This window comes from Paenibacillus sp. SRL342 (assembly GCF_984798905.1).
This window is the reverse complement of the sequence record NZ_OZ481790.1, coordinates 3,277,691-3,291,146: the sequence shown is the minus strand read 5'-3', so window position 1 is coordinate 3,291,146 and position 13,456 is coordinate 3,277,691. Positions and strand designations below refer to the sequence as shown.

At 45.2% G+C, this 13,456-nt stretch carries 10 protein-coding genes; all 10 read right to left on the bottom strand.

Translation table 11 applies throughout. The annotated features are described in order from the left end of the window. Window positions 1–6: 6 nt before the first annotated feature. Window positions 7–930 carry an AraC family transcriptional regulator gene (locus AC4E8D_RS14480; protein WP_260632632.1) on the bottom strand — a complete coding sequence of 308 codons (924 nt, stop codon included), beginning with the start codon at window positions 928–930 and terminating at the stop codon, window positions 7–9. 24 nt (window positions 931–954) lie between these two features. Next, window positions 955–1,959 (bottom strand): Gfo/Idh/MocA family protein, encoded by a 1,005-nt coding sequence (locus tag AC4E8D_RS14475; RefSeq protein ID WP_221819483.1) that lies wholly within the window; start codon window positions 1,957–1,959, stop codon window positions 955–957. Between the two features lie 253 nt (window positions 1,960–2,212). Next, the gene (locus AC4E8D_RS14470) at window positions 2,213–3,583 is read right to left on the bottom strand and encodes an MFS transporter (protein ID WP_221819484.1); all 1,371 of its coding nucleotides are present in this window, start codon (window positions 3,581–3,583) and stop codon (window positions 2,213–2,215) included. Between the two features lie 82 nt (window positions 3,584–3,665). Then, window positions 3,666–4,256, bottom strand: coding sequence for a TetR/AcrR family transcriptional regulator (locus AC4E8D_RS14465; RefSeq protein WP_260632633.1), 591 nt, complete (start codon window positions 4,254–4,256; stop codon window positions 3,666–3,668). Window positions 4,257–4,614: 358 nt separating this feature from the next. Next, a complete protein-coding gene (locus tag AC4E8D_RS14460) occupies window positions 4,615–7,407 on the bottom strand; it encodes an alpha-mannosidase (RefSeq protein ID WP_221819485.1) in 2,793 nt (930 codons plus the stop codon). Window positions 7,408–7,425: 18 nt separating this feature from the next. Then, on the bottom strand, window positions 7,426–8,250 hold the full coding sequence (locus AC4E8D_RS14455; RefSeq protein WP_076211825.1) for a carbohydrate ABC transporter permease: 825 nt from the start codon (window positions 8,248–8,250) through the stop codon (window positions 7,426–7,428). Between the two features lie 22 nt (window positions 8,251–8,272). Beyond that, window positions 8,273–9,139 carry a carbohydrate ABC transporter permease gene (locus AC4E8D_RS14450; RefSeq protein ID WP_036608294.1) on the bottom strand — a complete coding sequence of 289 codons (867 nt, stop codon included), beginning with the start codon at window positions 9,137–9,139 and terminating at the stop codon, window positions 8,273–8,275. 67 nt (window positions 9,140–9,206) lie between these two features. Beyond that, entirely contained in the window at window positions 9,207–10,586 is a 1,380-nt protein-coding gene (locus AC4E8D_RS14445) for an extracellular solute-binding protein (protein ID WP_490206398.1), read from the bottom strand. Between the two features lie 79 nt (window positions 10,587–10,665). Then, window positions 10,666–11,967: a glycoside hydrolase family 125 protein gene (locus AC4E8D_RS14440; protein WP_260632634.1), complete on the bottom strand. Its 1,302-nt coding sequence runs from the start codon at window positions 11,965–11,967 to the stop codon at window positions 10,666–10,668. Window positions 11,968–12,190: 223 nt separating this feature from the next. Continuing rightward, a complete protein-coding gene (locus AC4E8D_RS14435; RefSeq protein WP_313771423.1) occupies window positions 12,191–13,363 on the bottom strand; it encodes a GntR family transcriptional regulator in 1,173 nt (390 codons plus the stop codon). Window positions 13,364–13,456: the final 93 nt, after the last annotated feature.

The following is a 13,456-nucleotide window of genomic DNA, read 5'->3' as shown; positions in this document are numbered from 1 at the left end:
TCACCCTCACTTAAGTATTGGTTGTTTCATTTTGCGAAAAGCCGACGGGGTCATCCCCAGACGTTTGCGAAATACAGCATGCAAATAGTTGGCATTATTGAAGCCTGAAGCAAGAGCGATCTGTTCAATGGATACGTTACTTTCCTCCAGATTGCGGCACACGGCGCGCAGACGAATATCCTCCAGTACACGGCTGAACGGCATCTCCGGCTGTACCTGGTAGAAGATTCGCTGCAATTGTCTGCTGCTAATATGAAGTTTCTCAGCTACATGCTCCAGCGTGACCACTGTAGGGTGATTCGCCTCCATATACTGCACTGCATACTCATAGCGATACACCGACATATCCCGCACAGGGGCTTCCGGTCGATTCCCCCCGGTGTCGTATGCTCGCACGGTTTTGAGTAATATGCTGATAACCAGTTGCTTGATCGACGTATAATAACCTAACAATTTCTGATCACATGCCTCGTAGGCTTCCAAAAAACAATGCATTGCCCGATGATAATCATTCACTGGAGTAAGCGGAAGCGTTCTCAGCTTTTCCATCGTTTCCTCAGACTCTGCTGCTTCCCAGGGATCAACATGCTCTCTTGGCTTGTGAACGATATCCACATGAAGACATAATTCATCCATGTCCTCTTTGGCATCAGCCTCCTGATAATGAAGTACACCCGGTCCAGTCAAATAAAGCATACCTTCCGAGAGTGCATGTGTCTGATCATCGAGAATAACTTTACCTTTACCTCTTGGGATAAAATGAAACTCAAACTCTGCATGATTATGGAAATCCACAACTCGGCCCGCTGGAAAAGAAGTCAGATGAAATCGCATCACGCGAATCTCATAATGTCCCCAAACCATTGAAATATCCAGTCTCTCCAGGAGATCCTGCCGTTCAAGCATTTTCTCATAAGGATACAGGCTCAAGATTGCATACCTCCTTAATAAAACCTAACCCTTCAACTCATTCAGAGTGATTCTGCGCCCTTCTTTGGCAGAGAGATTCGCTGCTTCCATCAACCGGGTCAGCTCCATAGCAATCTGCACGTTTTCGGTTGCATCCGTATCATTCTGTATATGTGCAACCCATTGATTGAATGCGCTTTCTCTTTGGTCTGCCAAAGGAAGCTCAGTCCACTCTTGATACTGTCCCTCTGCTGCTTTCGTGCGAATCAATAACTTTTCTTCGGGTGTTCCGTACAGAAGCGTACCTTCCGTACCATGAACCTCAATCGTAAATGGAGAATGGCTGTTCACAAAACCAGCTTCAACAACGCCGACTGCTCCAGAATCCGTAAACAAGGTTGCGACTGCATTATCTTCCACTTCTTTGCCTGTAATATATCCGAAGTTCGCGTTAACCGCTGTTACTTCCTGACCCAGAAACAATTTGGCGAGATACATGGGATGGCAGCCCAGATCAATCAGCGCACCGCCCTGACAATCCTTCAGATCATAGAAGTGTTCAGGCAACCAGTTCGATATTGCTCCATCATGCGATAAACGCGCTCTTACATAAGTCACTTTACCAAGCAATCCCTGGTTAAGTACATCCTGAATCGTTAACGTATACCCTGCATTCAGACGTGGTAAGGAAACTGTCATCTTGACGTTGTTTGCCTTTACCTCATTAAGGATTCTGTTAGATTCCGCCTGTGTTGATGCAATAACCTTCTCCGTGAAGATGTGTTTACCTGCTTTTGCAGCAGCGGTGATCACCTCTTCATGGATGCGGGTTGGCGCATCTACAATAACGGCATCGATGTCATCCTTGGCGAGCATATCTTCGAGTGAAGCATAGAATGGTACGTTTAAACGTTCAGCCGCTTCCTGCCCCCGCTTGGCATCGTCATCCCAAACAGCTGCGATAACTGTATCCTCATGTTCCTGTGCCTGCTTGATGTAATCCCATGCGTGAACATGCCACAAGCTAATTTTCCCAATTCGAATGGTCAATGTGTCTTACCTCCATACTATATAATATTCTGACATTTATCTATAAGTTATCACAGACTTAATCTATTTTTAATAGAAACTCACGACAATAAATGTATAAAATCACGACATATATTTTTATTAGATATTTATACATCGGAATCGTGTACATAAGCAGACCGCTTGATAAATCTCGTTATTACACAGAACGCATACTCGACTGATCATTAGGGTCTAGTCCGCAGAAGATATTCTTTCAATTCCAATAAGATGTTTATTTATTGTTGGATTTACGTCCAAATTGAAGAGAATAAAGTACTGCCATTACAACGACTATTAAAGCCAGCACCAGCAATATGTTACTGTACACAAAAGCAACCTTATCATGAACAAACGGATTCAAGTGAACAGTAGTTGCTCCACCGTCAAGTAGCTTACCAATCGCAGTCGTGGATACTGCTGCTGCAATAAAGTTAAACATCGATAACAATCCCATACCGATTCCTACCTCATCTTTAGGCAAAGTTCGTGAGATGGTGTTTGACATAGCAATTTGTATATAAGATTGACCCATTACACCTAAGGTAAGGAATATTTGAATATACGTAGGCGACATCCCCACCACTGACGATAGAATAATGAAACCTCCAGCAAGAAGTGTTGATGCGATATACAGTAGAAATGGATTCCCTTTCTCATCCGCTAATTTTCCACCCTTACGTCCAAGAATGGCGGTAATAAGAGCTGAAGGTAACATAATGAGCCCGATTGATGCAGGTGACAGACCATTAACATCCGACAACATGAGCGGTGTCAGGAATGGAATGCCGAATCCAACAGCGACTAATACAAATGCAATAGCCATCCCTTTAGAATATTGTTTATTTCTAAAGATCGCTGGATTCACAAAGGGGACAGAGGCATAGCGAATTCGAATGATAAACAAAACTAGGATAACTAGTCCAGTTACTAACAACCACATATTGGATTGTGTAAGTGCGAGTAAGAATGTAGCAACCGTTCCTGCCAATAAAATTCCGCCGATATAATCAATCTTTTCGTTTGTCACCGGCTCATCATCCAAATACTTTCTATACAAAGGTAATGTGATAAGAGAAAGCAGAGGTATGACAAAGAGAAATTTCCAATTTAAAGCACTTGAGACAAATCCGGCGATAATTGGACCAAGTGCTGCTCCAAGAGCCGTACCTATTGCAGAGGTTCCCAAAGCGCGCCCACGCTTCTCAGGTGAAAAAAAACGAACAGGAATTATCATAGCCAACGCAGGTATCACAGCCGCACCAGCGGCTTGCAAGATACGTGCAACGATGATCATCCAATATTGTGTAGCAGCTACTCCCACAAGAGATCCAACCGTCAGAAGTAACAGACCAAACGTAATTAAACTTTTAATACTAAATTTATCTGTCAGTTTCCCATAGGTAACTGTACCTATCGCATACACAATCAAATAGCCTGAAACAATCCAAGTTACTTGTGATGCAGTGAGTTGGAATTCTTTGCTAATTACTGGCAAGACCACATTAAACATGGTTCCGTTCATGACTGAAATGATAAGTGTGAAGACTAGCACACGCAGTAAAAGTGGGCCTGTTTCATTTGTTGTAGCAGCTTTGGTGTTCATATCATTTTCCTCGATTCTTTGTATGCATTGAATGAATAGTCAAATGACAGTCAGTACTTACTGTCATTTTGTTGAAAAAAAACTAGGGAGTTAACGCCCTAGAAAATATCCATACAGTCTCTTTAATTATATCTTCCAATGAGAGGGTTGGAAAATTAGATTGTTCATCTAGATGATTTATAAACGTACCATAATTCAGTGCCATGAAAGAAAAAGCTTGTAATTCAGGATTCGTTTCTATCAACTTTCCTTTGTCATACATGGCATTAAAATAATTAGTTAATACCTCCATTAGTTGACGAGGATGTTTTATTGTTCGTTCTCTGAACCCAGGTAAATTATCTTCTTCTTTTAAGCTAATCATAATCATTTTTCGATTACGATTCATAATTTCATGATATGTTCTACAGATCAATAACAAGTCCGTTTGTAGATCCCATACTAACCTTTCATTAAATATCTTTGCCATTTCTTCTGAGTAGTGATAATGGTCAAAAGCTGTTTCTAATAAGTTTTGTTTCGTCCCAAATTGTCGAAATAATGTTTTCTCACTTAAACCAGCAGTAGTGGCAATTTCTTGAGTTGTTACAGAGCTATAACCTTTTTTTGAAATTAAATCGATAGCAGCCGTCATTAATTTCTCCTTGCTGCTTAATTTTGTATTGTTAGACAACTTGATTCCTCTTTTCAAAGAATGTCAGTGATCACTGTCGTTTATGTTATAGTATCTAAAGACAAAAAAATTGTCAAACAAAAATAGACCATATTATAATTAGTCCATACAAGGAGAGAAATTCGGTTGAACTCTAAAGAAATAAAGATACGAGGAAATTAAATTTGCCTCAATAGACAGACTAATTGTGCTAGAAAATAGTAGAGGAAACGGAATCAAAATTTAAAGATGAAACTGCAATATTTTTTTATTCTATTTTTTGATTTGATATCCCCAATTAGAAGAAAACATCCAAAAACCTCCTGTCCACTCTACCGTGAACAGGAGGTTTCTATAGTTATGATGTTCAATAATCAACTCAACGTAACGCATACCCTTGTGTAACGATTTTGTACCCGGATACCATCTGGCTGTGTCCCTCCAACGTGCCCTTAACCCGTTCCAGCACATCGCTCTCATAGACGGAAGCACATTCGAATCCAGTTTGCACGTTCAACTCAACCGATTCAGAGTTCAAATTATACCAGCGAGCAATCAAATCTCCGGTTTCCTCTGCGATCTTCAATGTGGAGAATGCCAGTGTCGAACCTTGCGAATTCCACGCTAACCATTGCTTCGTCAAAGGTAGTTCCACCTTGTACCCATCGGCACCGGCATGACTTTCTCGCTCAAATGTATACGCAAGTGCCCCTTGCTGTACAGTCGTCCACGGAATCGGATACACGTATGCGGATGCACATGCACCTGACTGTGCAGCATCGCCCGCAAATGGAATAATCGCATATTCCACACTCTGAGATCCCAGACATTGAGCTTCCGGTGTTTCAAACACACCCCAATCTCCCAGTTCCGAAGAGGCACGCAGCAGCGTAACTGCAATCGTACTGCCCTCTTCATGCTGTAAAATCTCGTATTCATTCAGCCCTTTGTTTGCAATCATCAAGCCATGATCACCATCGGTCACATGTACAAACGCTTGCTGATGCTGCGCATTACTTGGATTCACCCATTCTTTGGCCGGTGTATTGGAACGTTTGGCGATTTCAAAGATGGAATCTGCATAATGATTGTCTGTCACCAGTCCGGATGGAAAGAGTGCACGCAGTCGATGATCCTTGGCCTGATTGTTAAAGTCAGACTTTACCTTGACCATATTACTGCCTGCTTCCAACGTATACGTTGTCGTAATCACAAGCGGAACATTCTGCTCGACTCGCTGTGCCTTCCGTTCTGTAAAAGGAACCATTTGGCGCTTCTCCAGCTCGAACAGTTCATCTGCTCCAGCAGGAATATCCCAGCGTAATACACTTTGCATAACTGCCCGATACGGAGACTGCTCCACAATCCGCAGGTCCGCCTTCAGATGCTCCGTGGTCAGCGTTGTCTCTCCCTCGGGTTGACGGTAGACATATTCATTGCCGATATCACCGGTATTCTCATATGAATTCAATCCCTGGTATACAGCACCTGAGACCTTATCTTCAATTGTTGCCGTACCATTCTCTTCAACCGTCACCCGCAATTGACCGTTCTCCATCATCATTCCCTGAACCTGGATGAGTTCGCTCATATCGGGCACTTCAGCAATCTCTGCTTGTTTCTCCACTGGAATGAGAGCATACGTCTTATAGCCCAGAGAAGGTACATCCACCGCCTGAAAAGTCACTCTTACTTTACGAGCCATATAAGGCTGTCGGAAGCGATCCTTCGGAAGTTCATAGCCAAAATGCGCACCCAGATCCTTGATTTCTGCCGAGTACGTGCGTCCATCCGAATCGACCAGCTGATACACTGGCAGTGCATCTTTTTCCACCTTCTGCGCAAGTGCCTGAGGGTTAGGACCTTCCGGGAAAAATGCTTTGTCCACAATCAGGTCCATCTCAATGATTCCATTTCGATTCCAACCACTCGTGTTGAACACGGTAAACGGCACCGCTTCCTCTCCCCAAGCCTCAGCAGGTTGCACATGAATGGACTCAGCAATCGCCTGCGCACTCTGGGAAACCAATTTCTCTGCAAGCTGTCTGCTCTTGGCGAATCGGGTCACCATCTCACGGTGAACCTCATCCACACTGCATCCGCAGATGCTATCATGCGGGTGGTTCTGCATCAGCATCTTCCATGCATGTGTCAACAGATGGTGCGGATAATCCTTTACCCCAGCCATATGGGCCATGGCGGCGAGTGGTTCGGCTACTTTTTCAAGCAACATCTGCCCCTGCTGATTCAACTGTTTCAGATAAACCCTGGCAGATGCCGTATTCACCAGTGTTCCCCAACCATCCGTGTGCTGACTGCGAAGCTCGCCCTCAATGGTCGCCAGATGCTCAGGGACATCCTTCTTAACTGCCTCAATGTAATCGTTAAAATTGGAGTGAATAAATTCCACATCAGGATACAAGGCAGCTGCCGTGCGTAATGCCTCGGGCAGATCCGTCTGGATCGGCTGGTGATCACAACCATTCATGAACAACAGGTGTGGGGTCGAGGCAAATTTCTCGGCATCCTCCAGATTTTTATCCCAATATACTCGGGCTTTCTCCGGATCAACCGGAACCTCCATCCCATTGCAGTACCAATTCGCGAACAAAATGCCGAGCACTTCCGAACCATCCGGCGAACGCCAGATCATCTCGGAATAGGGAGATTCGTAACTGTCTGCATCAACCACCGCATTATTGAATCCCGTAGGCTTTACCCCACGCCCGAAGATCGCGTTATGAATATCCGCCTGTTGCAGAATCTGCGGTGCTTGTCCCATATTTCCGAACGAGTCCGGGAAGTATCCCGTCTTGGATATCACACCCAAAGGTCGAGCATCACGATGCCCGATGAGCAGATTACGCAAGTTGGCCTCACTGCTGGTCAGAAACTCATCCTGCAACACATACCATGGACCAAAATGGATGCGTCCTTCACGAATATAACGGTCGAGCCTCTCCTGTTGTTCGGGCCGAACCTGCAAATAATCTTCACGAATAATCGTCTGCCCATCCAGATGGAAATAACGATATTCCGGGTCCTGATCAAGCGTGTCCAGCAGTTTATCCATCAGCTCAATGAGCAGTACATGATGGTGTTCATAAGGCATATACCATTCGCGATCCCAATGGGTATGCGAGATAAGATGTGCCGTCTTTTTGGTTGTCATGTTGCGTACCTCCTGTCGTTAACCTTTGGTTGCCCCGCCCATGCTGAAGCCCTTTGACATGTACCGCTGGGAGAAGATATATAACACAACCGAAGGCATTGTATAAAGTAGTGAGAATGCAGCCAATCTGCCGTATTCAACCATACCGTGACTGCCAAAGAATTGATAAATCGTGACTGATGCCGGAAGTTTCTCCGGTGTCTGGAGCAGGATGTATGGCACGAAGAAGTTGCCCCAACTTCCCGAAAAGGTAAATATCGCTATCGTTGCAATACCAGGCAACATCAATGGTGCCACGATTCGTCTCAATCCGTTCCACACGGATGCACCGTCGATCCATGCCGATTCTTCCAGATCAATCGGCACCGAATCCATGAAGTTTTTCATCATCCAGATGCCGTAAGGAAGTGAGGATGCGGTCAGGAACAGCATCGTGGCAATGATGCTATTTTGCATTTTGAAGAACAGAAACATTTGAAATACCGGAACCATCACGGCAGTAATCGGAAGAGCTGTCATGAACAGAATCGATAACAGAAAGCTTTTTTTGAATCTCATTTCATAACGGGATAAAGGATAAGCAGCAAGAACTGATACCAGAACAACCAATATCGCTTGCCCTCCCGACAGAATAAGGCCTACACCGAATGAACGAAGATTGCTCGAATCCCCGAGCACATCCTTGAAATTTTGAATGGTCCAGGTACTGGGCATTTTGATGCCCTGTTGCGCATTTGGGTCAAATGAAGCCAGAATGATCCAGAGCAGCGGCAATAAAAAACAGAGCCCTAGAAAGACTAGAATCCCGTACTGGATTTTACGTTGAAGCCCATGTTTGACCATTGGGATCGAACCTCCTTCATGGTTACACTTTCACTTTCATGGATCGCATGTAGAACAGGCTGGCGATAATACCGATGAACAACAGAACCAGAGATATGGCTGTGCCGTATCCAAATTGATAGTTCACAAAAGCCTGGTTGTACATGAAGATCGGCAAGGTTTGTGTCGAAGTACCCGGGCCACCACCGGTCATCGTATAGATTAGCGTGAACACACCAAGTGTCTGTAGGGTAACCAACATCATGTTGGTCACGATGGACCCTTTTACCATTGGAATCGTAATGTGTCTGACAATCTGGAACCCGGTGGCACTGTCAATAATCGCAGCTTCTTCAACTTCCTTCGGGATATCATCCAGTGCCGACTGATAGACCATCATGGAAAAGGCTGTGCCGTGCCAGATATTCGCGATAATGACACTCACCATAGGGAAACTGAACAACCAGGAGACTGGATTCGCTCCAAACCAGCCGAGGATCTGATTCAATGAGCCATTGTCACTGAAAAAGGCCACCATACAGAATGCCACGACAATCTCGGGTGTCACCCAACCGGCAATGACGATGATCCCGATGACCCGGCGGAACGTCACATTTTTCTCTTTCATTAGAAGAGCCAGTATGAACCCAAGCAACACCTGACCAATCACTGCGGAGAAGATGAGAAAAACCAGCGTGCGCCAGACACTAATCCGGAAGTCCGGATCATGGAACATATTAATGAAATTCTGGAATCCAACAAACTCCAAACTCTTGGCTGCCGCCCCGGTAAGAGCCATATTCGTAAAGGCAAAACAGATCGTCAGAATGATGGGAACAATGAAAAACACAAGTAATAACAGTACGGAAGGCATGAGAAACAGAAATGAACCTGGTGCTTTCCTTTTCATAAGTCACTCTCCATTCGAACCGGAAAAAGGGGAGATTGTGCCTCCCCCTCCGAATATATCGATATCCTTATTTCTCTTCGATGCTGTCCGCGCCAAGGGAACGGGATACGTTGTCCTTCAATTGTGTAACTCCCTCTTCCGGCGTCAGCTTGCCAGAGGCAATACTCTCAACAATGCTTTGCAATTGTGCGGATACCGCTGCATATTGATCGTTCGCTGGACGGAAGTGGGCCACATTCAAGAGTTCCTGTGCTTCTTTGGTATATGGACGCTCCGTATAACCTTCAACTTCTGTGGAATCGTTACGTGGGCTGAGGCTGCCTTCCGCTACTACGCGAGCAGTCGCATTTTCCTTATTCATCAGGAACTCGATAAATTTCCAAGCTGCTTCCTTGTTCTTCGCTTGTGCAGGAACTGACCAAGCCCATCCTCCAGACATTGTAGTCGCGCCAGGTTCTTCCCCATTTTGTGTCGGGAATGGTGCAAAGCCTATTTTCTCTTCAACGTTGGCGATTGGAGCAGCACCGTTCTCGGCCCATGTCGAACCTGCCCAGCTACCATCTACAGCCATCGCCAGTTTGTCTTGCGGGAACTGTTGCTGGAATGCAATACTGCCAGCTTGTCCATTCAGGGCAACCTGCATGGTTGGACCTGTTTTATCCGTGTTAAACACTTGATCTATGAATTTGAAGGAATCCAGCAGCCCCGGGCTGTTCACGACCCATTTCTTGCTCGTGTCGTTATACAGCGTATCCGCCGTACCATAGAGCAGCATTTCCAGTGTTTGCATGGTGACACCTTCCCCGTTTGCTTTGCCCACGATCATATTAAGTGGCGTCACACCCGGCAGCTTTTGCTTGATGGTACGTGCTGCTTCGAGTACTTCTGCCCAGCTTGCAGGTTTGAACGGAACTTCAAGTCCTGCCTGTTGAAACAGTTCCTTGTTGTACCAGATTCCGCGTGTATCCGAGGTAGCCGGAACGCCGTACACTTTGCCGTCTTCTCCGGTAACCCCTGCCTTCAGGTTGTCGATGATGTGTTCTTCCCAATCGGGCCATCCCTGAACCTGTGTATCCAGCGGCTCCAGATATCCCGCAACAGCATCGGATTTGATGATGGATGTATCTTCGGCAATGACATCAGGCGCCGTATCCGGGGATTTCATTTGCAGAACCATTTTGGACGTATAATCACCCTCACTTGCCAGTACAGGCGCAATGTTGATTTTGATATCCGGATTTTCTTTCTCGAATTGATCCACCAAGCCTGATTGGAAGAATTTCGTAAGTGTATCTTCAGATCCTGAAGAACGGAATGATACGGTTACTTCCTTCTTGCCATCACTGGTTGTGCCTGTGCTTGAGCTTCCACCCGAACAGGCTGTAGTAAGAATGAGCAAGGATGTCATAACTGCTGCTACCGGCATTTTCAATGATAATTTTCTCATGATTCGCTCTCCTCTTGTCGGAATTCAACGAACTCCGAACGTTATGATGTACTCGCAGGTTATCTCTTGCTTTCCTATCCTATTTCTGTACGCGGAATCCGCAATAATCCATCATCAGTTCACTAAAGAGCATGTTGGACCATGAAAACCATGGACGTGTATATTCATGTGGATTGTTGGCCGAAAAACCTTCATGGGTCAGTCCGGTATCCGCATCCGTCTTATGGATGAGCTGAAGCAATCGTAGTTTTTCATTGCGATCCTCCGTAGTCAGCCCCTGCATCGATAAAGCGATATGCCAGATGTACCCTTCCGGTGTATGCGGACTACCAATTCCCGCTGCTGCTGTTCCCTCATAAAAATACGGGTTGTGCGAGGATAGAATGAAACGGCGTGTATTCTGATACACCTCGTCGTTCTCCTCCACATATCCGAGATAAGGTAAAGACAGCAGGCTCGGCACATTGGCATCATCCATCAGATTGTAATTGCCTTTCCCATCCGTTTCGTATGCATATATGGTTCCATATTCCGGATGTTCAACGGTGCCATAATCCTGAATACCTATGTTGATCTGTTCCTCCAACTGCTGAGCAGTCGCTGCCAGCGTTTCATCTTCGAACACCGCTTCAGCAATTTCCTTTAGATATCGAAGCGCCACCACGGCGAACATATTGGATGGAATCAGATATCCATATTCACAGCGATCGTCGCTGGGACGGAATCCCGACCAAGTCATGCCTGTGTATACCGTTTCAGTACCTCGTCCCTCTCGGGTGAGCGTATCGGTCTCAGGAGCATCCAGACGTTGGAACGTGTAGGGTGATTTCGTCTCATGATGCTGTTCCACTTGCCATAACTGCATGATGATCTGGGCTGCTTTACGGAACGTATCATTGAATTGAGTTGTTCTTCCCGTGTTCTTCCACAAGAGATAACTGAGCTGAATCGGATAAGCCAGTGAGTCGATCTCATACTTCCGTTCCCAGATCCAATCATTCATCTGCGTCAGGTCTTCCTGATGTCCTTTTCCACTCTCCGTCTCATTAAAAGCGTTTGCATAAGGGTCCAGGAGAATATAATTCAGTTGACGTTCAACCAGTCCAGCGATCATGTCGGCAATATCTTCATCCTCTGAAGCGAGAACCAGATAAGGTCTGACCTGAGCAGCAGAATCACGTAACCACATGGCAGGAATATCTCCCGTAATCACAAAAGTTGTTCCATCTTCTTTGCGCTGAATCGTGGTTGCCATCGTATTGGTAAAACAATTTTTAAACATTTGGTTAAGTTCCGGATATTCCGGCATACGTTTGTTAACCCGATCAATCATGTCGTATATCGAGGGGGAAATTTCTTGATCATCTCTGGGTGTCAGCATGTTGTCCTCCTTATGTAATCCAGTTTGTTAACCGCTTTCATCATCCTAAAACGAATATAATGTTATGTCAATATATTTATTTGTATATTAGCATGTTATTTTAATTCAACGGCATCAAATAACATACCATTTAAAGCAATTCTCCCCATTTTATCCACACCAAAAAGAGGCCTCGTTTACACGAAGCCCCTGATTGAACACAATGAATATTAAGTTGCTATAATTAACCCTTTTGTTTCACCATACTCGTTGACTTCCCCTTCACCAAACGGGCAGGCAAAACAACTCTGTTCACTGTCATTTCGTTATTTTGCATACTTTGAAGCACCATCTCGAATGCCTGTTTTCCCATATCAAACTGGCTTTGTCTCATATGGGTTACTCGGCTTCCTTCGGCAGCGTTTGGACTGTCAAAGCAAATGATGGACATATCTTCCGGGATTCTCAGACCAAGCCGATCCGCTGCCTGTTCTGCAAGTAAAGCAATATGATACTCCGCAGCAAAGAGTGCAGTAATCTGAGGGTATTTCTGTAAATGTTCCACCAGTGTCTCCACATCACGGACCTCGACTTGAGGATCAAACACACTTGGCAGTGTCGAAAGAAAAGATTCTAACCACAGTTCCCTGTTCACCAGAACTCCTTGATCATTGTGAGCCTCAATAATGCCTTCAATTCGTTCTTCGATCGGTGTAGTGTTCGCCGGAGGCTGCGTCAGAAAAGCGATGTGTCGGTGACCGAGATCGAACAGATAATTCGTCCCTTCTCGCGCCGCGCCTACATTATCCGTACTGACAGATGAAGCCGGGATGCCTTTCAAGTACCGGTCAATCAGGACAAACGGGAATTTATTAACGACCAGTTTAAGAATCTCATCGCTGAAATATTCACCCTGTGCCGGGAAAATAATCAATCCATCCACACCCAGTTCCAGCAGTTCCTGAATGCTCTGTTCCTCCTGTTCGGGAATCCCGAAGGAACGTCTAAGTACGAGAAAACAATCATGCTCTCGGGAAGCTTCTTCCATCCCATATAACAGTTCTGTACCATACATATCACTGAAGTTAGTGATGACCAGACCAATGAGCAGCTTCTTCTCTGGATCTTTGATCGCAGCACGCGGAGCAGGTCTGTTAGATCTTTCTTGTAACATTTCTGCTGTGTCGGCTACAAAAGAACCCCGTCCCGGCTGACGAACAATTAATTGTTCACTCGCCAGCATCTCAAGCGCTTTTTTAGTTGTAATCCGGCTCACTCCGAATTCATCACATAATTCCTTCTCCGAAGGAACACGCTCACCCACTTGATATTGATGAAGCTGTATCCGTTCGCGCAAGGATTCAAAGATCTGTTCATACATCGGCTTGGATGCCGAATCTTTCCCCAATACAAGCACCTCCATAAATACCCATACTTCTCATGTTCTACATCCTAATATATCATGTTATATCATTAATGTGAAGAAAGGAGACAACTCACCTGCTTTCAT

What these genes read in the sequence shown, in the direction of transcription:
- AC4E8D_RS14470 (WP_221819484.1), bottom strand. Translation starts at nt 3,583, where the DNA reads ATGAACACCAAAGCTGCTACAACAAATGAAACAGGCCCACTTTTACTG.
- AC4E8D_RS14460 (WP_221819485.1), bottom strand. Translation starts at nt 7,407, where the DNA reads ATGACAACCAAAAAGACGGCACATCTTATCTCGCATACCCATTGGGAT.
- AC4E8D_RS14455 (WP_076211825.1), bottom strand. Translation starts at nt 8,250, where the DNA reads ATGGTCAAACATGGGCTTCAACGTAAAATCCAGTACGGGATTCTAGTC.
- AC4E8D_RS14450 (WP_036608294.1), bottom strand. Translation starts at nt 9,139, where the DNA reads ATGAAAAGGAAAGCACCAGGTTCATTTCTGTTTCTCATGCCTTCCGTA.
- AC4E8D_RS14445 (WP_490206398.1), bottom strand. Translation starts at nt 10,586, where the DNA reads ATGAGAAAATTATCATTGAAAATGCCGGTAGCAGCAGTTATGACATCC.
- AC4E8D_RS14440 (WP_260632634.1), bottom strand. Translation starts at nt 11,967, where the DNA reads ATGCTGACACCCAGAGATGATCAAGAAATTTCCCCCTCGATATACGAC.